Annotated in this window: 21 protein-coding genes; 10 read left to right on the top strand and 11 right to left on the bottom strand. The window is 68.4% G+C overall.

Going from position 1 to position 22,417, the window contains the following annotated elements; genetic code table 11:
- Positions 1 to 98 precede the first annotated feature (98 nt).
- Positions 99 to 1,682, bottom strand: a complete 1,584-nt coding sequence (locus G9373_RS24255; protein ID WP_005255916.1) for an MFS transporter — start codon at positions 1,680 to 1,682, stop codon at positions 99 to 101.
- A 90-nt stretch (positions 1,683 to 1,772) separates the two neighbouring features.
- On the opposite strand from G9373_RS24255, the gene G9373_RS24250 reads away from it, so the two are divergent.
- Positions 1,773 to 2,444 (top strand): TetR/AcrR family transcriptional regulator, encoded by a 672-nt coding sequence (locus G9373_RS24250; RefSeq protein ID WP_043787452.1) that lies wholly within the window; start codon positions 1,773 to 1,775, stop codon positions 2,442 to 2,444.
- A 204-nt stretch (positions 2,445 to 2,648) separates the two neighbouring features.
- On the opposite strand, the gene G9373_RS24245 is transcribed toward G9373_RS24250, so the two are convergent.
- Positions 2,649 to 3,704, bottom strand: a complete 1,056-nt coding sequence (locus tag G9373_RS24245; protein WP_054247079.1) for an adenylate/guanylate cyclase domain-containing protein — start codon at positions 3,702 to 3,704, stop codon at positions 2,649 to 2,651.
- A 163-nt stretch (positions 3,705 to 3,867) separates the two neighbouring features.
- On the opposite strand from G9373_RS24245, the gene G9373_RS24240 reads away from it, so the two are divergent.
- Both G9373_RS24240 and G9373_RS24235 read left to right on the top strand, forming a co-directional pair.
- Positions 3,868 to 4,581 (top strand): DUF6319 family protein, encoded by a 714-nt coding sequence (locus tag G9373_RS24240; protein ID WP_005255920.1) that lies wholly within the window; start codon positions 3,868 to 3,870, stop codon positions 4,579 to 4,581.
- A gap of 121 nt (positions 4,582 to 4,702) precedes the next feature.
- A complete protein-coding gene (locus tag G9373_RS24235) occupies positions 4,703 to 5,356 on the top strand; it encodes a S1 family peptidase (protein ID WP_005255921.1) in 654 nt (217 codons plus the stop codon).
- A gap of 66 nt (positions 5,357 to 5,422) precedes the next feature.
- On the opposite strand, the gene ilvD is transcribed toward G9373_RS24235, so the two are convergent.
- A complete protein-coding gene (gene ilvD, locus G9373_RS24230) occupies positions 5,423 to 7,117 on the bottom strand; it encodes a dihydroxy-acid dehydratase (protein ID WP_054247060.1) in 1,695 nt (564 codons plus the stop codon).
- Between the two features lie 37 nt (positions 7,118 to 7,154).
- Positions 7,155 to 7,721 (bottom strand): TIGR03086 family metal-binding protein, encoded by a 567-nt coding sequence (locus G9373_RS24225; RefSeq protein WP_167117113.1) that lies wholly within the window; start codon positions 7,719 to 7,721, stop codon positions 7,155 to 7,157.
- Between the two features lie 84 nt (positions 7,722 to 7,805).
- Here G9373_RS24225 and G9373_RS24220 point away from each other — a divergent pair, with 84 nt between their 5' ends.
- From G9373_RS24220 to G9373_RS24205, 4 genes are all read left to right on the top strand, one after another.
- A complete protein-coding gene (locus tag G9373_RS24220; protein ID WP_167117110.1) occupies positions 7,806 to 8,804 on the top strand; it encodes an aldo/keto reductase in 999 nt (332 codons plus the stop codon).
- A 45-nt stretch (positions 8,805 to 8,849) separates the two neighbouring features.
- Complete coding sequence (locus tag G9373_RS24215; protein WP_037203483.1) at positions 8,850 to 10,118, top strand: MFS transporter; 1,269 nt, start codon at positions 8,850 to 8,852, stop codon at positions 10,116 to 10,118.
- A gap of 92 nt (positions 10,119 to 10,210) precedes the next feature.
- Positions 10,211 to 11,791, top strand: a complete 1,581-nt coding sequence (locus G9373_RS24210; protein ID WP_167117116.1) for an FAD-binding oxidoreductase — start codon at positions 10,211 to 10,213, stop codon at positions 11,789 to 11,791.
- Positions 11,788 to 12,702, top strand: a complete 915-nt coding sequence (locus G9373_RS24205; RefSeq protein ID WP_005561892.1) for a diacylglycerol kinase — start codon at positions 11,788 to 11,790, stop codon at positions 12,700 to 12,702. Before G9373_RS24210 ends, G9373_RS24205 begins: the two co-directional genes overlap by 4 nt.
- Before the next feature lie 4 nt (positions 12,703 to 12,706).
- On the opposite strand, the gene G9373_RS24200 is transcribed toward G9373_RS24205, so the two are convergent.
- On the bottom strand, positions 12,707 to 13,090 hold the full coding sequence (locus G9373_RS24200; RefSeq protein ID WP_005561891.1) for an RNA-binding S4 domain-containing protein: 384 nt from the start codon (positions 13,088 to 13,090) through the stop codon (positions 12,707 to 12,709).
- A 47-nt stretch (positions 13,091 to 13,137) separates the two neighbouring features.
- Positions 13,138 to 14,628, bottom strand: coding sequence for an MFS transporter (locus tag G9373_RS24195; RefSeq protein WP_065489481.1), 1,491 nt, complete (start codon positions 14,626 to 14,628; stop codon positions 13,138 to 13,140).
- A gap of 6 nt (positions 14,629 to 14,634) precedes the next feature.
- On the opposite strand from G9373_RS24195, the gene G9373_RS24190 reads away from it, so the two are divergent.
- Both G9373_RS24190 and G9373_RS24185 read left to right on the top strand, forming a co-directional pair.
- Positions 14,635 to 15,162, top strand: a complete 528-nt coding sequence (locus G9373_RS24190) for a GNAT family N-acetyltransferase (protein WP_167117108.1) — start codon at positions 14,635 to 14,637, stop codon at positions 15,160 to 15,162.
- Positions 15,163 to 15,215: 53 nt separating this feature from the next.
- Positions 15,216 to 15,635 carry a hypothetical protein gene (locus G9373_RS24185; RefSeq protein ID WP_005255936.1) on the top strand — a complete coding sequence of 140 codons (420 nt, stop codon included), beginning with the start codon at positions 15,216 to 15,218 and terminating at the stop codon, positions 15,633 to 15,635.
- Positions 15,636 to 15,650: 15 nt separating this feature from the next.
- On the opposite strand, the gene G9373_RS24180 is transcribed toward G9373_RS24185, so the two are convergent.
- Together G9373_RS24180 and G9373_RS24175 are read right to left on the bottom strand one after the other, a co-directional pair.
- Complete coding sequence (locus G9373_RS24180) at positions 15,651 to 17,096, bottom strand: MFS transporter (RefSeq protein WP_167117105.1); 1,446 nt, start codon at positions 17,094 to 17,096, stop codon at positions 15,651 to 15,653.
- Between the two features lie 86 nt (positions 17,097 to 17,182).
- Complete coding sequence (locus G9373_RS24175) at positions 17,183 to 18,427, bottom strand: hypothetical protein (RefSeq protein ID WP_167117102.1); 1,245 nt, start codon at positions 18,425 to 18,427, stop codon at positions 17,183 to 17,185.
- Positions 18,428 to 18,518: 91 nt separating this feature from the next.
- Between G9373_RS24175 and ubiG the strand changes: the two genes are divergently transcribed.
- A complete protein-coding gene (ubiG, locus tag G9373_RS24170) occupies positions 18,519 to 19,352 on the top strand; it encodes a bifunctional 2-polyprenyl-6-hydroxyphenol methylase/3-demethylubiquinol 3-O-methyltransferase UbiG (RefSeq protein ID WP_054247074.1) in 834 nt (277 codons plus the stop codon).
- Here the strand turns inward: ubiG and G9373_RS24165 are convergent.
- The 3 genes from G9373_RS24165 to G9373_RS24155 form a co-directional block, all read right to left on the bottom strand.
- Positions 19,349 to 20,197 carry a 3-hydroxybutyryl-CoA dehydrogenase gene (locus G9373_RS24165; protein WP_005561875.1) on the bottom strand — a complete coding sequence of 283 codons (849 nt, stop codon included), beginning with the start codon at positions 20,195 to 20,197 and terminating at the stop codon, positions 19,349 to 19,351. The genes ubiG and G9373_RS24165 overlap by 4 nt on opposite strands.
- Positions 20,198 to 20,271: 74 nt before the next feature.
- Complete coding sequence (locus tag G9373_RS24160; RefSeq protein WP_005255941.1) at positions 20,272 to 21,432, bottom strand: acyl-CoA dehydrogenase; 1,161 nt, start codon at positions 21,430 to 21,432, stop codon at positions 20,272 to 20,274.
- Between the two features lie 172 nt (positions 21,433 to 21,604).
- Positions 21,605 to 22,303 carry a TetR family transcriptional regulator gene (locus tag G9373_RS24155; RefSeq protein ID WP_133986173.1) on the bottom strand — a complete coding sequence of 233 codons (699 nt, stop codon included), beginning with the start codon at positions 22,301 to 22,303 and terminating at the stop codon, positions 21,605 to 21,607.
- Between the last annotated feature and the right edge of the window lie 114 nt (positions 22,304 to 22,417).

Here is a 22,417-nt window from a genome sequence, read left to right as displayed (position 1 = left end):
ACTACCCCTTGTTCTGTGACTAGGCGGTCAACTAACTGTGACATTCAGTAACTGATACTGAACGATACAATGACGGCGGTCACAAGGGCAACGTCCGCTCAGTCGACGTCGGCCAGTTCCTCGTCCTTCCGCGGCGCCGGAGACGACCCTTTCCGGCCCGGCGCCCACACCGCGAGCACCACCGCGGACGCAAAGCACACGCAGGCCAGGGCGATGGACGCCTCGTCCATTCCCTCGAGGAACGCTTTCCGGGCGAAGCTCGCGAGCTGCTCGCCCTGCGGGCCCGCCGACTGGGCGACGTGCAGCGCGGCCGCCAGGGAACTCGACACGGGCTCCTTCGCGACGTCGGGGACGGCGTCGACGGCCGGCTGGACGTGCCTGCCGTACCCCGCGGCCAGGATGCTGCCTGCCAGTGCGACGCCGATCGCCGCCCCGATCTCGCGTGCCGTGTCGTTGACCGCGGACGCCACTCCCTGTTTCTCATCGGGAGTGTTCTGCACGATTGCGGTGGTGGCGGGTGCCGTGCACAGGCCGATGCCGAACGCGGCCACGACCAGCGGCAGAGCCACCTGGGGGTAACTCGAGTACTCGTCGAGCCGGACCATCAGTAAGATTCCGACACCGAGGATCGCGGCGCCGACGGACAGCAACGGGCGGAGGCCGACATAGGGGAGGACGAACGGCATCCCCGCGGACAGCATCATCACGGGTACCGCGATGGGGGCGAGCGCGAGCGCCGACTCCAGCGGCGAGTAGCTCAGCACCAGTTGCAGGTACTGCACCGCGAAGAAGAAGAGCCCGAGGATGGCGAGGAACTGCATCAGCAACGACATCGACCCCGACCCGAAGGCGCGGTTGGCGAAGAGCCTGACGTCGAGGAGCGGATGCTCGCGGCGCAACTCGACGAGCGCGAACGCCACCGCGGCGGCGACGCCACCCGCCATGAGTCCGACGACGGCAGGGTCCAGCCAGCCGCGGTGCGGCGCCTCGATCGTGCCGAGCACGAACAGGCCCACCGCCGCCGCGATCGTCACGGTGCCGGGAAGGTCGAGCGGCGCCTGGTCGGTCTGGCGTGAGGAGGCGATGGTGAATCCGGTGAGGAAGAGGACGCCGGACACCACGGCGAGGCTCACGAAGATCGCCTTCCACGACCACTGTTCGAGCAGCAGTCCCGAGACCAGCAGTCCGGCGATCGCGCCCGACCCGGCGACACCCGACCAGATGCCGACGGCCCGGCCGCGCTGGGACAGTGGAAAACCGGCGGTGAGCAGCGACAGCGTCGCCGGCATCACGAAGGCCGCGCCGATGCCGGCGACCGCGCGGGACCCGATGATCCACTCCGGGCTGTCGTTCAGGATCGGAATGGCGGCACCCAGGCCGAAGATCAGCAGTCCGAACATGAGGAGGCCGCGGCGGCCGTAGCGGTCGCCGAGTGCGCCGGCGGGAAGCAGGAGTGCGGCGAGGGTGAGGGTGTAGCCGTCGACGATCCAGGTGAGCTGGCTCTGGCTGGCGCCGGTGTCGCGGGCGAGGTCGGGCAGGGCGGTGTTCAGTGCGGCCATCGCCGCAACGACGAGTGCGACCGCGCAGCACGCGACGGTCAGCATCCAGATCTGCCGAAGGGTCCAGCCGGTGGTGTTGCTCTGTTCGGTGTCCTGCGGTGGTGCGGAGTCCCGAGAGCGCACGATGTAATCCCTCCGTGGAAGTAACGAGACTGTCAGTATCGTTGGTAGACTGGTAGTTCACAAGAGGTGCGGCAGTGGCAGGAACGGGCGGTGCAGATGACCGAGCAGGATCCCCGCAGGCAGCGCTCTCGCGCGAGACTTCTCGACGCCGCGACAACTCTTCTCGCGAAGGGTGGCACCGACGCCGTGACGATCGACGCCGTCACCAAGCTGGCGAACGTGGCTCGGGCCACGCTCTACCGGCATTTCGGCAACGGCACCGAACTGGTCGCCGCGGCGTTCGGGCGGTTGCTCCCACCCGCGCCGACCGTGCCCGCCGACGGCGACCTCCGCGACCGGCTGGTCGAGCTGATGGTCAGTCAGGCGAAACTCATCGAGAGTGCCCCCATGAACGTGACGGCCATGTGCTGGCTCGGCATGGGCCCCGCGCTGGACGACTACTCGAGCGCGGCCGCTGTCGAGTCGGACAAACCGGAACTGCGGACGCTGAGGCAGACCATCGTCGAGCAGTACCGGGCGGCGTTCGACCAGGTCTTCGGCACACCCGAGGCGGCCGAACGCCTCGGCGAATTCGACTACGACCTCGCTCTCGCCCAACTCATCGGACCACTCGTCTTCACCCGGCTCGCGACCCTGACCCCGCTGGGACGGACCGCGTGTGAGCAGATCGTCGACGACTTCCTCGCCGCACGCGCCGCCCAGGTCGCCGCCGGTCCCGCGAAGCCGACGCTCCTCGAGATACCGCCTGCTCAGGCATTGTGACGTCGACAGCTCCGCGCGTCGTCATTACCGTGGCACGTGCGCGCGGCACCGGATGCCGCGCGTATCGAATGAATGGTGTGGGAAGGTTTCTCGATGATCACTGATGCACTCAACTGGCTCCTCGGTGCTTGGGGCGGCGTCGCCGCCGGCAGCAGCGGATACTCCATCCCGCCCGGAACCCTTCCCTTCGGAAGCTGACAGTCGCTAGGCGTCCCGGTCTCGACGCAGCACGAACTGTTCGAGTCGTCGAATCCCTCGAACACGTCGTGGACGTAGCTGCTTGAGGTAGTAACCGGGAGCGTCGGCGAGTTCGTGGGCGAGCGCCTCGTCGATCAGCACCGTGCCGGGACGCGCCGAACCGGTGAGTCGCGCCGCGGTGTTGACGACGGAGCCGTAGAGGTCGCCGAACCGGACGAGCACCGGACCCATCGCGAGTCCTACCCGCAGTTCGGGGTCCGCCTCGTCCGGCAGAACCTGCTCCTGCAGCTGCAGGGCGATCTCCGCCGCATCGGACGGCGACTCGACGGCGAACATCACCTCGTCGCCGACCGTCTTCACCACCCACCCCTGATGGCGGCCGATGACCGACGTCGACGCCGACTCGAAACGTTCCAGAAGGTCGCTCAGTTCCCGCGCGCCGAGCTGACGGGTCAACGACGTGTACCCGACGATGTCCGCGAAGCCGACCACCAGTTTCCGGCTCGCGACCTCCTCGCCGGGATTCCCGACGTTGCGACCGGTGGTCGAGGCGATGTGCCTGCGCCACACGTACGCCTGCAACGACTCGACCGCCGGAAGGATCTCGGCGGTGAGTTCGCGCACCTGCTCCCGGATGGCCTGCTCGTCGCTGCCCGCGGACCCGGCGAGTTGATCGACGATGTGGGTGCTGATCAACGAGACCTGCCATTCGGCGAGCCGCGACATCGACTGGCCGAGAGCACGAGCCGCCGCCACTTCGCGTTCCGGTGAGATGATCCCCTGGTCGACGAGCGACGCGATGGTGCGCAACGCGGCGGCGTCCCCCTCGGTGAACATGACGCCGTCCGGATCGGTGTCGACCGCGAAACCCATCGACACCCACAGGCGATCCGCCCGTTCGAGGGATACCCCCGCGAAGTCGGCGATCTCGGTCCGCGTGTAGCGGCGGGGCCCGCCCAGAAGCGACTCCTCGAGATCGGCCTGGACGTCGCGGAGCAGGGTCGGTGAGATCTCCGTCGTCGTTGCGGTCTCGTCGCCGTTCTCCGGTGCTTCCGAGGTCACGTCGTTCCTCTCGATACGGTCGATGCGCACGCATGGTCGCGGTGCGTCCATTCCCCTCAATCTGCCACTGTGCGAGCCCGTCCGATGCGGAACCGTCGGTGGGGTGTGCGAGAGTTGCGGTGCTCACGAGCGTAACCAGGAGACAGACCAGAAAGGACAGCGCATGCCGCCCCGTAGACGTTCCGGTGCCGCCGCACCGGATCACCTGACCGCGGAGAATCTCGAGACCCTCGCTGCCGCGATCGCGGAAGGTAAGCGGGCCACCGTGTATCTGCGCGAGGCGATGCCCAGCCTCGGGCTCGAGGCCGGAGCCTCGGCGAAAGTTATCTCCGTGCAAGGCAATACGCTCTTGATCCGCCCCAAAGGCGTCGACGACGAGCTCCCCTTCGAAGCGGAGGAGCTTCTGATGAGACGAATTCCGGCCGCCAAGTCTGCGCCCGCGCCCGCCGCTCCCGCGACCCCGGTCGTGCACCAGGAGATCGAGCCCGGTCCGCCCCCCGCCCCCAAGACTCCGGCCGCCAAGACCGTCGCGACGCCTGCGCCCGCCGCCACCGCGGTCCCGAAACCCGCCGCGGTACCGGCCAAACGCACCAGCAAGAAGGTGCCCGCGGGAGTCAGCGTCACCATCCACGCCGGCGCCGACAACGACTGGAGCGTCACCGTCGCGCACGGAGCCAAGCGTCCCGGCAAGGCCGTCCCCGTCTCGCCGGACGCCGTCGAGCGCGCCGTCCGGGAACTCGGGGAGGAGACGGCGATCGAGGCCGTCGAGTCGATCATCGTGGCGGCACGCAACCTCGCGGCGGCCCGGGTGGACGAGCTGAGCCGGCAACTCGAGGACGCCCGCAAAGCACTGGAGGCGCTCGGCGCCGTCGAGTAGCGCCCGGGTCGGCAACGGTCGCGGTCTCTACATCGGCATTCCCCCACGCAGGTCTTGTGCGGGGTGGGATTCTTATGGGGAGACACGCGGCCGTCGGGGCTCATCCGGGAAGGTTCGAAAAATGTTGAAACGATTCGCGGCGGTTGTTGCGGCGACAGCGGGAATTCTGGGATTCGTTGCGGCGGGGTCCGCGACAGCAGCTCCGGCCGCCGTCTTGGGGGGCGGTTCGGGGATCGTGGTGAACGACGAACTCGTCTGCTCACTCACCACCATCGGACACGACAACGCGGGCCGGCTCGTCGGCCTGACAGCGGGCCACTGCGGTGAATCGGGTTCCTACGTGGTGCCCGAGGCCAGCCAGGACAGCGGCATCGTCGGAACGTTCGTCGTCTCCAACCCCGTTCTCGACTACGCGGTGATCCAGTTCGACCCGGCGAAGGTCGTCCCGGTCAACAGGGTGGGCGGCGTCACCATCACCAACATCGGCGCACCGGCAGCCTTCCCACAGGTGGCGTGCAAGGAAGGCCGCACCACGGGCAACACCTGCGGCATCGTCTACGGCGACCTCATGCAGACGGGTGAGACGTGGACCCAGGCCTGCGTGATCGAGGGTGACTCGGGCGCACCGATGGTCGTCGGCACCACCCTGGTGGCCATGGTCAACGCCTACCTCGCGGCACCGTGCATCGGCCCGGAGATCGGCACCAACCTCAACTCGATCATCGCCGACATGAACGCGAGCGGCGGTCCCGGCGCCGGGTTCCGGCCCATCTAGGCCCTTCGGGCTCGTGCGCCTTTTTGGTAGCCAGGACAACCAGAAAGGCGCACGGGCGCGAAGCGCCTACCCGCAGACGGCGCCGCCCGAGGCGGAGCCGACGAGCTTCGTGTACTTGGCCAGGACCCCGCGGGTGTAGCGCGGGGGCAGAGGGTCCCACCCGTTCTTACGGCCGGCGAGTTCCTCCTCGTCGACGAGCAGTTCGAGGGTGCCCGTCCCAACGTCCAGTCGGATCTGGTCGCCGTCGCGGACGAACGCGATGGGACCGCCGTCGACGGCCTCCGGTGCCACGTGGCCGACGCACAGGCCGGTGGTGCCGCCGGAGAATCGGCCGTCGGTGAGCAGGAGGACGTCCTTGCCCAGTCCGGCACCCTTGATCGCGCCGGTGATCGCGAGCATCTCGCGCATGCCGGGTCCGCCCTTGGGACCCTCGTAGCGAATGACCACGACGTCGCCGTTCGTGATGGTGCCGTCCTCGAGGGCGTCCATCGCGGCGCGTTCCCGTTCGAAGACGCGGGCGGTGCCGGTGAAGACGTCGGAGTCGAACCCGGCCGACTTCACCACCGCACCGCCCGGGGCGAGGGAACCCTTGAGGATCGTGATTCCGCCGGTCGGGTGGATGGGCGAGCTCATCGCGCGGAGCACCTTGCCGTCCGGGTCGGGAGGAGCGATGGCCGACAGGTTCTCGGCCATGGTCTTGCCGGTGACGGTGAGGCAGTCGCCGTGCAGCATCCCGGCGTCGAGCAGGGCCTTCATGATGACGGGCACGCCGCCGATGTGGTCGACGTCCTTCATCACGTGCTTGCCGAACGGTTTGACGTCCGCGAGGTGCGGGACGCGGGCACCGACGCGGGAGAAATCGTCGAGGGTCAGTTCCACATCCGCTTCGCTCGCGATCGCCAGCAGGTGCAGGACGGCGTTGGTGGAGCCGCCGAACGCCATGACCACGGCGATGGCGTTCTCGAACGCCTCCTTGGTGAGGATGTCCCTGGCGGTGATGCCGCGTCGGAGCAGTTCGACGACGGCTTCACCGCTGCGCCTCGCGAATCCGTCGCGACGACGGTCGGTGGCGGGCGGGGAGGCGCTGCCGGGCAGCGACATGCCGAGTGCCTCGGCGGCACTGGCCATCGTGTTCGCGGTGTACATTCCGCCGCACGCGCCCTCGCCTGGACAGATGGCACGTTCGATGGCGTCGACGTCCTCACGGCTCATCAGTCCGCGCGAGCAGGCGCCGACCGCCTCGAACGCGTCGATGATGGTGACGTCGCGTTCGGTGCCGTCCGACAGTTTGGCGACACCCGGCAGGATCGAACCGGCGTAGAGGAACACGCTCGCGAGGTCGAGGCGGGCCGCGGCCATCAGCATGCCGGGCAGCGACTTGTCGCAACCGGCGAGCAGCACCGATCCGTCGAGGCGTTCGGCCTGCATCACCGTTTCCACACTGTCGGCGATCACCTCACGGGAGACGAGGGAGAAGTGCATGCCCTCGTGTCCCATCGAGATGCCGTCGGACACGGAGATGGTGCCGAACTCGAGGGGGTACCCGCCCGCGGCGTGGACGCCGTCCTTGACGGCCTTCGCGAGCCGGTCGAGCGACAGGTTGCAGGGGGTGATCTCGTTCCACGACGACGCCACGCCGATCTGGGACTTTCCCCAGTCGTCGTCGCCCATGCCCACCGCACGGAGCATTCCGCGCGCTGCGGTCTTCTCCAATCCGTCGGTGACGTCGCGGCTGCGGGGTTTGGGATCCGGGGTACTCATGTCTCCCAGCGTAGGCGGGACCCTCGGCGGCGGTTGGTTAAATGCGTTGCCGGGGATCGCGACCGGTGAGGGCGATCAGGCGATCCTGGAGCGGCGCGTCGTCGGGAACGTCGACGGGGTCGGCGAACAGCCCGCTCTCGGAGAGCATCTCGCGTTGGCCGTCGAGATCCGACCAGACGCCGGCGACGAGTTGCGGGTCGAGTGTGTCGTCGGATCCGGTGGCCTTGGCGAGGTCCCATGCGTGGATGGTGACGTCGGCGATCTGCTGCCGCAGATACGGCTCGAGCGGCACCGTGCCGTAGGACAGGTGCACCTGCGTCCGCGGGTCGGTCGACGACCACGCGTGTATGGCCGCGTCCGAGTACCGCTGCCATTCCGACCGCATGTCGCCGTGCAGGGGCTCGATGTCCGGGGTCGCTTCGCCGACCGTCTTCCCGGCGAGCAGCGGGGGAACCCACTGCTGTTCCTCGATGACGTGCCGCACCAGCTGGGTGACGTCCCATTCGCGGTCCGGTGTCGGCGCCGACCAGTCGGTGATCGCGGCGACCCGTGCACCGAACTCGCGGTGGGCGATGCGGGCGAGTTCGAACCAGTCGAATGCCATGCCTTCAGGGTAGAGGCAGCCGGGTCACGATCAGCGCGATTCCAAACGATGCACCTGTCGGGGTGCTCGGGAAGGATGGGGCGCATGACCAACATCCCCACCGTGCAGTTGTCCGAAGGCCTCACCGTCAGCGCGCAGGGCTACGGCGCCATGTCCGTCGCCCCCGTGTACGGCCCCGTCGACGCCGCGGAGGCGCTCGCGACCCTCCACCACGCCATCGACATCGGAGTGACGTTCATCGACACGGCCAACGTGTACGGCGACGGCGCGAGTGAGATCGCGGTGGGCACGGTGCTGAAGGAACGCCGCGACGAGGTGCAGCTGGCCACCAAGTTCGGTCTCGTCGGCAACATCGCGAACGGCCGGCGCAGCATCAACGGCAAGCCCGAATACGTGGCGCAGGCCCTCGACGAATCGCTGTCCCGGCTCGGCGTCGACACCGTTGATCTGTACTACCTGCACCGCGTCGACCCCGAGGTGCCCATCGAGGACACCGTCGGTGCGATCGCGGAACAGGTGAAGGGCGGGAAGGTCCGCAACATCGGACTGTCGGAGGCGACCGGCGACGAGTTGCGTCGCGCCTCGCGCGTGCACCCCATCGCCGCGATCCAGAGCGAGTGGAGCATCTGGAGTCGCGACGTCGAGAAGCACGTGGTTCCCGCGGCGGCGGAACTCGGCATCGGCTTCGTGCCGTACTCGCCGGTGGGCCGGGGATTCCTCACCGGAACGTACGACCCGGCCACGCTGGGCGACAAGGATCTGCGTCGCCGGTTCCCGCGTTTCGGCGACGATGCGCTGCCGGCGAACCTGAAGGTGCTCGACGTCGTCCGCGAGGTCGCTGCCGAACTCGACGCGACGCCCGCCCAGGTGTCGCTGGCGTGGCTGGACGCGAAAGCCCGCGAGTTCGGGTTGCCGTCCGTGTCGATTCCCGGTACCCGGTTCGCGGCCCGTGTCACGGAGAACGCCGGCGCGCTCGCGCTCACGCTGACCGAAGGGCAGATCGCGCGTCTGGACCTGCTCGCGGATCTCACCGTCGGCGAGCGCACAGCCGATCCGACCTGGGTGTCGCTGGGCCGCGAGTGACTTCGACCGGCGGGTAATACCTGCTGGGGGGTAGTTTGATCTGCGATGAGCAGAGTGTGGTTGGTGTGGGGCGTCGGGGTTGTCGCTTATATCGTCGCCGTCCTGCATCGAACCTCGTTCGGTGTGTCGGGCCTCGCGGCGACGGAACGATTTTCGATCAGTCCGAGTGTGTTGTCGGGTTTCGTCGTACTCCAGATCGTGGTGTACGCGGGGATGCAGATCCCCGCCGGTGTGCTCCTCGACCGGTACGGATCGCGAGTCATGATTTCCGCGGGCGCCCTCATCATGGCGTCGGCGCAGATGCTCCTCGCGCTCACCGAATCGCTGCCGCTGGCGGTCGCCGCGCGCGTTCTCGTCGGCGTCGGCGACGCGATGACGTTCATCTCCGTGCTGCGCCTGGTGCCGCAGTGGTTCGCGCCGCGGCGGGTCCCGCTCGTGTCGCAGCTCACCGGCATCTTCGGTCAGATCGGTCAGATCCTGTCGGCGCTGCCGTTGATGCTGTTGCTGAACGGGCCGGGCTGGAGTTTCGCGTACGGCAGCGCGGCGTCGCTCGGTTTGCTGTCGTTCGTGCTGGCCGTCTCCGTCATCCGCAATGCGCCTCCCGGTCTGGAGGTGGTGGCCGCGCCCGCCGGACTGCGGGAGGTGGGCAGGCAGATCCGCACCGTGTGGGGGCGTCCCGGCACCAGGCTCGGGTTCTTCACCCACATGGGCACGCAGTTCTCCATGACCACGTTCGCCCTGCTGTGGGGTGTGCCGTACCTGAGGTCGGCGCAGGGATTGTCGCCGGCGGAGGCCGGTTCGCTGCTGACCCTGTCGGTGATCTCGGCAATTGTGGCCGGCCCGATCATCGGCATCCTCAGCGGCCGTTTCCCGATGCGCCGCTCCTATCTGGTGCTGGCGATCATGAGCAGCAATGCGGCGATCTGGACCGTTGTCCTGTCGCTGCCGGGTCCGGCGCCGATCTGGTTGCTGATCGTGCTCGTGATGGTGATTTCGGTGGGCGGCCCCGGTTCGATGATCGGTTTCGACTACGCCCGCATGTTCAACCCCAGCACCAGCATGGGAACGGCGCAGGGCATGGTCAACATCGGCGGCTTCCTGGCGTCGTTGCTGGTCATCCAGGCGATGGGTCTCATCCTCGATGCGATGGGCGGGTACTCGTTCGACGCGTTCCGAGTGGCCTGGCTCGTGCAGTACCCGGTCTGGATCGTGGCGATCACGGGTGTTCTGGTGACGCGTGGGAAGACACGGAAACAGATGGGATTGGTGCTGCGGCCCATCCGGCAGGTGTGGCGGGAGCGGGGCGGTCGCTGAAGAGGGCTAGTTACACTCTTACATGATGTGTAACACTATAACGCATGAGCAATGAGCGATCGGAAGATCACGCCGTCCTGACGGCACCCCCGATGCAGTGGGACGCCTGGGGCGCGCCGGAGAAGCACAAGATCCTCTCGGACGGCATCAAGGGGCTGCTGCAACAGGCCCTCGGCGTCACGATCAGGGAGCCCTCCGACCGGGCGGCCGACGACGTCGTCCTGGCTCCGAGCGCACTGTCCGACCAGCAGGTCGCCGCGCTCGCGGGCATCGTCGGAGAACAGTTCTGCAGCACCGCGCACTCCGACCGGCTGCTGCGTTCCGGCGGCAAGAGCACGCTCGACCTGCTGCGCCGCCGCAGCACCGAACCGCAGAACGCGCCCGACGCCGTCGTCACCCCCGGTACGGACGACGAGGTCGCCGACGTGCTCCGATACTGCGCCGACCACGGCATCGCCGTGGTGCCGTTCGGTGGCGGAACGAGCGTGGTCGGCGGGCTCGACCCCTTGCGCGACCGATTCGACGCCGTCGTCTCGCTGGACCTGCGCCGGTTCGACGCGCTCATCGACCTCGACGCCGACTCCGGCATCGCGACGCTGGGAGCCGGTGTGACGGGTCCGCTCGCCGAGGAACTGCTCGGCGCGCACGGCTTCTCGCTCGGGCACTTCCCGCAGAGCTTCATGTTCGCGACCATCGGCGGCTTCGCGGCCACCCGGTCGTCGGGGCAGGCGTCCGCGGGGTACGGGCGGTTCGAGGACATGGTGCAGGGACTGAGGGTGGTGACCCCCACCGGGACCCTCGACACGGGGCGCGCCCCGGCCTCCGCGGCGGGTCCGGACCTCGGCGAACTGTTCGTCGGGTCGGAGGGAACGCTCGGCGTCATCACCCGGGTGCGGGTGCGGGTGCACGCGGTCCCCGACACCACCGTCCGGGAAGGGTGGAGTTTCCCCGACTTCGAGACGGGCGCGGCGGCTCTGCGGGCGTTGCGGCAGGAAGGTGCGGTCCCGACCGTGCTGCGACTGTCCGACGAGGCGGAGACTGCGGTGAACCTCGCGACCACCGACAAGATCGGTGAGGAGACCGTCACCGGCGGCTGCCTGGCGATCACGACGTTCGAGGGCACCGCCGAGCACACCGCGGAGCGGACGGCGGAGGCTCGCGCCGTGCTGGTGGCGCACGGCGGCACGTCCCTGGGTGAGGCGCCTGGAAACGGCTGGGAGCACGGCCGTTTCGACGCACCGTACCTGCGCGACTCGCTGCTCGACGCGGGAGCGCTGTGCGAGACGCTGGAAACCGCGACCACCTGGGGCAACCTCGCTGCGCTCCGCACCGCCGTGACCACTGCGCTGACGGAGTCGCTGGCCGGGCAGGGCACCCCGCCGCTCGTCCTGTGCCACATCTCGCACACGTACCCGACCGGCGCCTCGCTGTACTTCACCGTCGTGTCCGCGCAAGCGGAAGACCCGATCGAACAGTGGCGGAAGGCCAAAACCGCCGCCGGTGATGCGATCATCGCCGCCGGCGGAACCATCACGCATCACCACGCGGTCGGAGTCGACCACCGTCCGTGGATGCGGGACGAGATCGGCGACCTGGGCGTCGCGATTCTGCGGGCGGTCAAGGACGCGGTCGATCCTGCGGGAATCCTCAACCCCGGCAAGTTGATTCCGTGAGCACGCAGCAGGTGATCGAGAAGGTCACCGTCCTCGTCAACCCCCTCGCCGGACACGGTCACGCACCCGTCGCCGGCCGCAAGGGGGTGGCGCGCCTGCGGGAGCGCGGGGTCGCCGTCACCGAGATCATCGGCACGGATGCCGATCACGCGCGCATGCTGGCGCGCCGGGCGATCGACGACGGCACCGACGCGCTCGTCGTCGTCGGCGGGGACGGCGCCATCAGCATCGGGCTGCAGGCGGCCGCGCAATCCGGGACACCGGTCGGGCTGATCCCGGCCGGCACCGGCAACGACCATGCGCGCGAATTCGGTATCCCCGTCGGCGATCCCGTCGCCGCGGCCGACGTGATCGCCGACGGGGAGGTGCAGGAATCCGACCTCGCCCGCATCACGCTCGCGGACGGCGCGGTGGTGTGGGCGGGCACCATCGTCGCGAGCGGATTCGACTCGCTCGTCACGGACCGCGCCAATCGGATGTCGTGGCCCAAAGGCCCGATGCGGTACAACCTCGCGATGCTCGCCGAGCTGACGCAGCTCCGCCCGCTGCACTACACCATCGAACTGGACGAGGAGACGTTCCAGGTGGACGCCACCCTCGTGGCGGTGGGCAACGGACGCTCGTACGGCGGCGGCATGCAGATCTGCCCGGGCGCGGACAAGAGCGACGGCCTGCTCGACGTCACGGTCGTCGACTACGGTCGCCGGTCGAGGCTGGTCCGGTTGTTCCCCCGCGTCTACAAGGGCACTCACGTGGATCTCCCTGACGTGCAGACCTACCGTTCGCGGAAGGTGCGATTGCAGTGCGACGGCATCACGGCGTACGCGGACGGCGACCGGGTCGGTCCGTTGCCGATCACCATCGAGGCGGTGCCGGCCGCCCTGCGCATCCTCAGCCACACCCCGGCCTGAGCGGTCACAACCCGCGCAACCGGTCCATCTCGCGGCGTTCGCGTTTGGTAGGCCGGCCTGCACCGCGGTCGCGTTGCGGTATCGACGCGAGGACTTCGCGCGGTGGGGGCGGTGGTGTGTTGTCGGTGTAGCACTCGACCGCCACCACCGCGCCGACCCGTTTGGTGATGGGCCGGACGACCTCGACGATGCGTTCGACACCCGCCGCGCGAATGCGGACCTCGTCACCGACCTTGACCGGCTGCGCGGGTTTGGCGGTGGTGCCGTTGACCCGCACGTGCCCCGACCTGCAGGCGGCCGCCGCCGCGGAGCGCGTCTTGAACAGCCGGATCGCCCAGGTCCAGCTGTCGACCCGGACACTCGCGGGGTCGGTACCGGAAATCGCCACCCGACCAGGATACGAAAGCGCGCATGACGGTGTGGCCTGCGGGCGCGTCACCCGTTCGGGGGAGTACGGCTCGACCGGGCGAGGGTCGGTTGTACTGCCGGACCGGTGACGTCGCAATGTGGTTTGCATGCAACCGAATCCGGGACGGGACCAAGCGGGGTGCGAGCGGGCGGGGCGGGCGCCCGGATCAGGGCTGCGGCGATGGTCGCCCCGACCAGGAGCAGTGCGATGCAGATGTACATCGCGATGCGGAAGCCGTGCGAGAAGCTGGTGGGGTCGATCATGCTTTCGGCGTCGATCCCGGCGATCCCGGGGAGTGCGGCCACCGCCAGCAGCTGGCTGGTGCGCGCGACGGCGTTGTTCACCCCGGAGGCGATGCCGGACTGGTCCACCGGGACCGACCCGAGCACGGCGGCGGTCAGCGGCGCGACCATCGCGGACAGCCCGAGGCCGAAGACGACGACGCCGGGGAGCACGACCGTCCAATAGTTCGCATCCGGCCCGATCCGGGTCATCAACAGCAGGCCGACCGCTGCGAGTGCGGGCCCGACGGTCATCGGCAGTCGGGGGCCGTGGGTCTGGGCGTAGCTGCCGGCGCGGGAGGAGAACGCCAGCATCGCCAGCGTGATCGGGATGGTGGCGACTCCGGCTTCGATCGGCGAGTATCCGGCCACCAACTGCAATTGCAGGACAAGCAGGAAGAAGACGCCGCCGAGTGCGGCGTACACGGCGAGCGTCACCAGGTTCGCCGCCACGAATATGCGCGACGCGAACAGGCTCGGCGGCACCAGGGCGTTCGGTGAACGCCGTTCCACCACGACGAACGCGATCAGCGCGACGGTCCCGACCACCCCGGCGATCAGGTTCATCTCGATCAGACCGTAGGTGAGCGCGCCGAGGCCGATCACCGCGCACACCGACCCGAGCACGTCGAGATGATCGGGAGGATGCGGGTCGCGGCTCTCGGGGACGTGCCGCATCGATGCCCACACGACGACGGCGGCGAGCGGAAGATTGAGCAGGAACACCGACCGCCAGCCGGCCACCTCCACCAGCCAGCCGCCCAGAAGAGGTCCGATCGCCCCGGCCACCCCGCCGAGCCCCGACCACAGTCCGATCGCGGCGCCCCGGTCGTCCTCGTGGATCGACGCCGCGATCAGAGCGAGGCTGCCGGGGGTCAGCATCGCTGCCCCGACACCCTGGAGAATCCGTGCGATCACGAGCATCGTGATGTCGGGTGCGATGCCGCACAGGAGTGACGCCACCGCGAACCAGACCGTCCCCCAGACGAAGACGCGGCGCCTGCCCCAGCGATCCCCGAGCGCCCCGCCCAACAGGATCAGCGACGCGAGGGCGAGAGTGTAGCCGCTCAGTACCCACTGCATTCCCGCGACATCCGACCCGAGGTCCTCGCCGATGTGCGGCAGGGCGATGTTCACCACCGTCCCGTCCAGTAGCGCGAGGCTGGAGCCGAGAACGGTGGCGGTGACCACCCACCGTCCCTGGCGGGTGCTCAGGCGCAGCACGGTCTCGGTCATCTCCCCATGGTGCGCCGCGGTCCAGGCAGTGGGGTGCTCGTTGCGATTTCTCGCGCCGGCTTCGGCATACTCGAGCGCGTGTACATCGAAGTCGACGACCTGTCCCGCGAGGCCGTGCACGGTCTGCTGGCAGAGCACCTGGCGGACATGCGTGCGACGTCGCCGCCCGACAGTGTTCACGCCCTCGATCTGCCCGGTTTGCGGGACCCGTCGGTCACGGTGTGGACGCTGTGGGACGAGGAGACCGTGCTGGGAACCGCGGCCTTGCGTGAGCTCTCGCCTGCCGAAGGGGAGATCAAGTCGATGCGGACGGCCACGGAGGCGCGCGGGCGGGGTGTGGCCACCCGGCTCCTCGCGCACCTGGTCGACGAGGCGCGGGCGCGCGGGTACGTCCGGCTCAGCCTCGAGACCGGCGTCGAGGATTTCTTCGCCCCGGCCAGGCGTCTGTACACCGAGCACGGCTTCACCGAATGTCCCCCGTTCGGGGACTACGGCAACGATCCGAACAGCATCTTCTTCACACTCTCCCTGTGACGGCCCGGTCCGTGCGACACTTTCCGCCACGCACCTCGATATACGGAGTACTCATGGACATCAAGCGCAAGGTCGCAGTCGGGGCCGCCGCGGTTGCCGGCCTGTGTCTCGTCGGCGCGGGGACGGCCGCAGCGGACCCGGTGCCGGCGCCCATGCCGCCGCCGCTACCCGCGCCCATGCCGGTCCCGCTGCCTGCCGGGACGTACGTCGGCACCACCAACGTTCTCGGTGGTGACCTGATCTGGAAGGGCAAGACGTTCGGACCCGGGTGGGTCATGGACAACTTCGGGGTGTTCTTCCCGTACATCTTCGGCATGACCACTCCGGAAGCGAGCGGTTCCCTCGTCACCGACTACAGCCCCTCCGGGCTTCCTTTCCTGACCGACCGGATCACGCCGAGGCCCGACGGGACCTACGAGGGCACCGTCTACATCAACGGCAACCCGGTGGCGGGGTACGCCCTCCACAAGTAGGCAACCGGCAAGGGGCTACACCTTCGACGGCGCGAGCGGTTCGGGAATCGAGTTCGGCGCCGCGAGGGTGGCGCGACGGGTGGGAATGGCCAGCGTGATGGCCGCGGCTACGAGTGCGACACCGCAACCGATCAACAGGCCGGTTCGGAAGCCGCCCTCGGTCGGCAGGGTGTGGCCGGCGACCTGGACGCTCATCTGGGCGAGGACCACTCCGACGACGGCCGCGGACACCGCGGTACCGACCGAGCGCATCAGGGAGTTGACGCTGTTGGCGGAGGCGGTCGCGGACTGCGGCACGGCGCTCATCACCAGGGCGGGCATCGCGCCGTAGGCCAGGCCGACGCCCGAGCCGCAGATGCAGGTCACCACGACCAGGCCCCACGTCGACCCCATCAGGAACATCGACGACCCGTAGCCGAGCGCGATGACGAGGCTTCCGACGAGCAGGGTGACCTTCGGTCCGCGGGTGGACGACAGCTTGGCCCCGAAGGGGGAGACCGCCATCATCATCAGACCCGAGGGGGCCATCCACAGTCCCATGGCCAGCATCGACTGTCCCAGGCCGTATCCCGTCGACGCCGGCAACTGCAGGAGCTGCGGAACGATCAGGGACTGGGCGTACATGGCGAAGCCGACGACGACGGACGCGGCGTTGGTCAGCAGCACCTGACGGCCGGCAATCACCCGCAGGTCGACCAGCGGTTCGGGAGTGCGGAGTTCCCACCAGCCCCAGGCCGTCAACGCGATGACCGTGGTCGCGAACAGACCGAGGGTGGTGCTGCTCGCCCAGCCCCAGTCGGCGCCCTTGGACACCGCCAGCAGCAGGGACACCAGTCCGACACCGAGTCCGACCGCGCCGATGGGATCGAAGCGGGCCTTGGGCCCGTGGACGGGCGTGGCAGGCACGAAGAACCAGAGCAGCACGGCGATCAGCGCGCTGAGCCCGGCGGCGCCCCAGAACAGCACGCGCCAGCTCGCATTCTCCGCGACCGTTGCGGCGAGCGGCAGACCGAGGGCGCCGCCGATGCCCATGGACGAGCTCATCAAGGCGATGGAGGAGTGCAGGCGCTCGGGCGGCAGCAGGTCCCGCAGTGCGCTGATTCCCAGCGGAATCATGCCCACACCGATGCCCTGCAATCCTCGGCCGATCACCATCGGGGCCAGGGACGTCGCGAGTGCGCAGACCACCGAGCCGAGGACGAGCGGCACCGTGCAGATCAGCATCATCCGCCGCTTGCCGTACAGGTCGCCGAGACGTCCGGTGACCGGTGTCGCCACGGCGCCGGCGAGCAGCGTCGCGGTGATCACCCACGATGCGTTGGAGGCGGTCGTGTCGAGCAGTCGGGGGAGGTCGCCGATCAGCGGCACCACGAGGGTCTGCATGAGCGCGGCGACGATGCCGGTGAATGCCAGCACGGCGATGAGGCCGCCTGGCCGGACGGCGGGCGTCGGACTGTCCACACGAATCTCCTCAACTCTGCGAAACACAATTTGTGCACCATACACAGCGTATGCATGGTGCACAACGTATGTATCGTGCAATGAGCTCAGGTGGGGCGTTTTCCGAGGTGAGCGGCGGCGAGACCGCACGCGACCACGGCAGCCACGGACAGTCCGGTCGATGTCCACGCCCACGAGTCCGGCCCCAGCGTCCTCTCGGATTCGACGAGCGGCGCATACGCCGTCCACCCGTAGTCGGCGATCAGCGGGACGGCCAGCGCGGCAGGCACCGCCAGCGATGTCGCGGTGACCGGCTCGCTCGACGGCAGACTCGACGCGACCGTGTACGAGGCCGCGAGCGGAAGGAGGAGCCACGTCGCCCCGACGTGCAGGTTGTCCCACGGCGGGTGCTCGAACAACGCCGACGCGGCCACGACTGCGAGCGCCGCGATGCCGAGCACCGGGTGCGGGAAGCGCCGGCCGAGCACGGCGCCCGTCAGCACGAGCGCCGCGGGCACCAGCAGCCACGGCCAGGAATCCGGGAACGCCGCCACACCGATGTCCCCCGCGGCGACGAACGCCATCGCTGCGAGCAACACGATCCCGGTGCGGCTCTCCAGCCACAGCGAGGCGGCGATCACCGCCACGACCAGGACGAGTCCGAACATCCACCTGCCCTGCATCGCGCCGTAGGTGCCCACGTTCCAGACACGTCGAACGAACCACCAGTACAGCACCAGCCCGATCAGCGGCAGGACGATCCCGACGACGAGGGCGCGCGCGCTCGCCGCGACGTCCGTCCGCTCACCGAAGTCGCCGGACGCCAGCGTGACGGCCAGAACTACGCACGTGAGCGCGAGGACGGTCAGCGCCACCGGATCGAATGCGGGTGCCGGAAGGTAATCGGCGTAGCGCCGGGGAAAAGACGTCCGGAAGTGGTCGATCGGTCCGGCGAGGAGGAGTCCGGCGAGAACCCCCGCCGCGAGTGCGGTCTGCAACCATGCCCGGTCGGCGGTGGCGCACAGTCCGACGAGGCCGCCGAGCAGCAGGCCCGCACCGACTCCGCCGAGGTACACCTCGAAATCCCACGGCCCCGTCGACGGAGCGACACCCAGCAGCGCGAGACCGGCGAACGACAGCGTCGACAGGACCCGGCGGGCACGAACCAGCGCTGCCACCAGGACGGCGACGACCGCAGCCAGGAAGGCACCGGCGGCCGGCCCGGCATACAACGCGTCCAGGCGGTCGCCGCCGACCACGAACGCGAACTCCCTGGACGTGGTGGACGTCAACGCAATTCCCGTGACGAACCCGCCCAGCAGCAGGCACACGTGCGAGACCCTGAATGTCATCCTCTGAGCATCGCGTAAGGGCACCGGCCTTGAAGTGACCGACGCTCAGGAGAAGGCTGGAGGTCGTCGCTGTGCCGTCGGCAGAGAAGGGGTGGTCCGCTTGGTCATCGACAACGACGTCTACAACCGTGTGGGGGAGTCGTGGTGGGAGGAAGACAACCCACTCAACCTGCTGCACGGAAGCCTCACGCCGGGACGATTCGCCTACTTCCGTAAGGTGCTCGGCGAGACGGTCGGTCGTGACCATCACGGGCTCCGCGCCCTCGACGTCGGGTCGGGCGGTGGGTTCCTCGCGGAAGAGTTCACCCGCATCGGTTTCCGGGTGACGGGCATCGATCCGTCCCCCGTGTCGGTCGACACCGCACGGCGTCACGCAGCCGGTTCGGCCCTCGACATCGAGTACCGCATCGGGTCGGGCGAACAGCTGCCGGTACCGGATGCCGCGTTCGACGTCATCTACTGCTGCGACGTCCTCGAGCACGTGTCGGATCTCGACGGCGTGATCGCCGAGACGTCCCGGGCGCTGAAACCCGGCGGCCTGTACCTGTTCGACACCATCAACCGCACATTCGCCAGCAAGCTCGTCGCGATCAAGATCATGCAGGAGTGGCGGATGACCCGGATGTTCGACACTCCCATCCACGACTGGTCGATGTGTATCCGCCCCGCGGAGCTGGAGCCGATCATGGCGCGGCACGGACTGCGGCTCGGCGAGATCGTCGGGCTCGGGCCGCGGTCGAAGAATCCGCTCCGGCTCCTCGACCTCGCCCGGGCCGGCGGAACACGGCTCAGTTACGGGGAGTTGAGCCGCCGGCTCGACTTCGGGCAGATCCGGAGCACGGCCATCTCCTACATGGGATTTGCGGTCAAGAACGGCGAAAGCCCGCCGCGACGACGCGACGGGCTTCCAGAGAGGCGTGACTAGCTGTAGTCGTAGAAGCCCTTACCGCTCTTCTTGCCGAGCTGTCCGGCGTCCACCTTGCGCTTGAGCAGCGTCGGGGGAGCGTAGTGCGGCTCGGCGAACTCCGCGTACAGCGACTCCGCCGCGGCGAGGGTGATGTCGAGACCGACGGTGTCGATCAGCGTCAGCGGGCCCATCGGGTAACCGCAGCCGCCCTTCATGGCCTCGTCGATGTCCTCGGCGGTGGCGTAACCCGACTCGAGCATCCGGACCGCCGACGTGAGGTACGGGATGAGCAGCGCGTTCACGATGAAACCCGCACGGTCCCCGGCCCGCACCGTCTTCTTGCGCAGCGTGTTCTTCGCGTAGTCGGTGACCGCGAGGACGGTCTCCTCCGACGTGACCAGGCTGACCACGATCTCCACCAGCGGCATCACCGGCACCGGGTTGAAGAAGTGGACACCCACGACCTGCCCGGGACGCTGCGTGGCGTTGGCCATCTTGATCAGCGGGATGGACGACGTGTTGGACGCCAGGATGCCCGACGGCTTCACGATCTTGTCGAGCTTCTGGAAGATGTCGACCTTGAGCGACTCGATCTCCGGCGCCGCCTCGATCACGAGGTCGCGGTCCGCGAACTCCTCGATGTCGAGGGTGACCCGCACGCGGGCGAGCGCGGCATCCGCGGCGTCCTGGTCGAGCTTGCCCGCCTTGACCCCGCGAGCCAGGGACTTCTCGATGCGGGCCTGCGCCGCCTCGGCGAATTCCGGCTTGGTCTCGAGGATGAGAACCGAGCTACCGGCCTTGATGCATACCTCGGCGATGCCGGCACCCATGGTGCCGCCGCCGATCACGCCTACTAGTTCCACAAATTCTCCTCACGTAGCCGTGCGCCTTTTTGGTAGCGGGAGCTACCAAAAAGGCGCACGGGCGGCGTAGCCGCCTACTTCAACAGTGCACGCGACATCACGACGCGCTGGATCTGGTTGGTGCCTTCGTAGATCTGAGTGATCTTCGCATCACGCATCATCCGCTCGACAGGGAAGTCGGTGGTGTAGCCGGCGCCACCGAACAGCTGGACGGCGTCGGTGGTGACCTCCATCGCGACGTCGGAGGCGAAGCACTTGGCGGCCGCGGAGATGAAACCGAGGTTCTTCTCGCCGCGCTCGGCACGGGCCGCGGAGGTGTAGACCATGAGGCGTGCGGCCTCGACCTTCATCGCCATGTCGGCGAGCATGAACTGCACGGCCTGGAAGTCGCTGATCGACTTGCCGAACTGCTTGCGGTCCTTGGTGTAGGCGAGAGCGGCGTCGAGGGCGCCCTGTGCGAGGCCGACTGCCTGCGCGCCGATGGTGGGACGAGTGTGGTCGAGGGTCTGCAGCGCCGTCTTGAATCCGGTGCCGGGCTCGCCGATGATGCGGTCGCCGGGGACCTTGCAGTTCTCGAAGTAGAGCTCCGCGGTGGGCGAGCCCTTGATGCCGAGCTTCTTCTCCTTAGGTCCGACGACGAAACCCTCGTCGTTCTCGTGGACCATGAACGCGGAGATGCCGTTGGCGCCCTTGTCGGCGTCGGTGACGGCCATGACGGTGTACCAGCTGGACTTGCCGCCGTTGGTGATCCAGCACTTGGAGCCGTTGAGGATCCAGTCGTCGCCGTCGGCCTTGGCGCGGGTGCGCATGCCGGCCGCGTCCGAACCGGCCTCACGCTCGGACAGTGCGTAGGACGCCATGGCCTCGCCGGACGCGAGCTGCGGCAGGACCTGCTGCTTGAGTTCCTCGGACCCGTTGAGGATGAGGCCCATGGTGCCGAGCTTGTTGACGGCGGGGATCAGGGACGAGGAGCCGCAGACGCGGGCGACCTCTTCGATGACGATGCAGGTGGCGACGGAGTCGGCGCCCTGGCCGTCGTACTCCTCGGGGACGTGGATGGCGTTGAACCCGGAGTTCACGAGGGCGACGCGGGCCTCCTCGGGGAAGCGTGCATCCTCGTCGACTTCCTTCGCGTAGGGTGCGATCTCCTTCTCGGAGAGCGCGCGGATCGCGGACCGCAGTTCGTCGTGCTCTTCACCGAGCTTGAACAGATCGAAGTCCGGATTTCCGGCCATGGGGCGCTCCTTGCTGAGTCTCAACGGCACCGAGTCTGAATAGGCACTCCGTGCCAAGGTCATTGTCGTTCAGGTGGGCCGCAACGTTCGTGGTCGGCAAACTACTGCCACTACAGTGCAGTCAACCACGGCACTGAGTGCCAGTCAAGGGTGGTTGTCGTCACCCGGCCACTCAGCCCCGGCGCCGGGACAGCTGGGACTGGATACGCCCGGTGATCTCCTCCACCGGCGTTCCCGGCGGGTACGACACCACCAGCACCGCGTCCTGTTCCTGCGTCGATGCCCCCGGAGCGACGCCGAACGTCCGGCGCACGTCGAGGAGGGCCCGCTCGAGTTCCTCGGCGGTCGCGTCGGGGTCGCCCTTGATCATGTTCCGGAGCAGGAAGTTGTGGCACGCGGTGACGGCGGCCGCGAATCCGATGACCTTCAGGACCGGCTCGGTGGGTACGACCCCGCGCAGGTAGTCGACGAACAACCGCTCGTAGCGGAAGCCGGTGACGATCTCCCGGTCGCGCAGGGCGGGAACCCGCTGGACCACCTGGTACCGGCGAGCCGACAACTCCCGGTTCTCGCGAAACCTGTCGAAGACCAGGCCCGCCGTCCTGCAGACCGCCGCCCACGGGTCGTCGGAATCCGTGGACAGATAATCGCCTGCCTGCTGCAACAGCGATTCGTGATCGGCGAAGATCACGTCCTCCTTGGAGCGGAACTGGCGGAAGAACGTCCGCCGGGACACGCCCGCGGCGGATGCGATCTGCTCGACGGTCGTCGCCTCGTACCCGTTCTCGGAGAACAGCCGGATGGCCTGCGCCACCACGTGGACGCGGAAGTCCGCGGGATCGATGCCGGGTGTGTCGACGCGCTCGGTCATGGGCCCCAGTATCCATTGGCGGCTTTTGTCCCGCAGTGCCCTGGACCCGGCGCGTCCGAGGGGCGGATACTCGAAACAGTGCGTCCGTCCTGGTAGGGCGGGGCGAGGTCGAGT

Origin of the sequence: Rhodococcus sp. A14 (genome assembly GCF_011603105.1) — a bacterium.
Lineage (GTDB): Bacteria > Actinomycetota > Actinomycetes > Mycobacteriales > Mycobacteriaceae > Rhodococcus_F > Rhodococcus_F opacus.
The sequence above is the reverse complement of the archived record's forward strand: the minus strand, read 5'-3'. Positions and strand labels throughout refer to the sequence as shown.

Excerpts from the sequence above, each read along its gene's own strand:
- G9373_RS24240 (WP_005255920.1), top strand. The coding sequence starts at position 3,868 with ATGCCGCCCCGTAGACGTTCCGGTGCCGCCGCACCGGATCACCTGACC.
- G9373_RS24235 (WP_005255921.1), top strand. The coding sequence starts at position 4,703 with ATGTTGAAACGATTCGCGGCGGTTGTTGCGGCGACAGCGGGAATTCTG.
- ilvD (WP_054247060.1), bottom strand. The coding sequence starts at position 7,117 with ATGAGTACCCCGGATCCCAAACCCCGCAGCCGCGACGTCACCGACGGA.
- G9373_RS24225 (WP_167117113.1), bottom strand. The coding sequence starts at position 7,721 with ATGGCATTCGACTGGTTCGAACTCGCCCGCATCGCCCACCGCGAGTTC.
- G9373_RS24220 (WP_167117110.1), top strand. The coding sequence starts at position 7,806 with ATGACCAACATCCCCACCGTGCAGTTGTCCGAAGGCCTCACCGTCAGC.
- G9373_RS24215 (WP_037203483.1), top strand. The coding sequence starts at position 8,850 with ATGAGCAGAGTGTGGTTGGTGTGGGGCGTCGGGGTTGTCGCTTATATC.
- G9373_RS24210 (WP_167117116.1), top strand. The coding sequence starts at position 10,211 with ATGCAGTGGGACGCCTGGGGCGCGCCGGAGAAGCACAAGATCCTCTCG.
- G9373_RS24195 (WP_065489481.1), bottom strand. The coding sequence starts at position 14,628 with ATGACCGAGACCGTGCTGCGCCTGAGCACCCGCCAGGGACGGTGGGTG.
- G9373_RS24190 (WP_167117108.1), top strand. The coding sequence starts at position 14,635 with ATGGTGCGCCGCGGTCCAGGCAGTGGGGTGCTCGTTGCGATTTCTCGC.
- G9373_RS24185 (WP_005255936.1), top strand. The coding sequence starts at position 15,216 with ATGGACATCAAGCGCAAGGTCGCAGTCGGGGCCGCCGCGGTTGCCGGC.
- G9373_RS24175 (WP_167117102.1), bottom strand. The coding sequence starts at position 18,427 with ATGACATTCAGGGTCTCGCACGTGTGCCTGCTGCTGGGCGGGTTCGTC.
- G9373_RS24160 (WP_005255941.1), bottom strand. The coding sequence starts at position 21,432 with ATGGCCGGAAATCCGGACTTCGATCTGTTCAAGCTCGGTGAAGAGCAC.
- G9373_RS24155 (WP_133986173.1), bottom strand. The coding sequence starts at position 22,303 with ATGACCGAGCGCGTCGACACACCCGGCATCGATCCCGCGGACTTCCGC.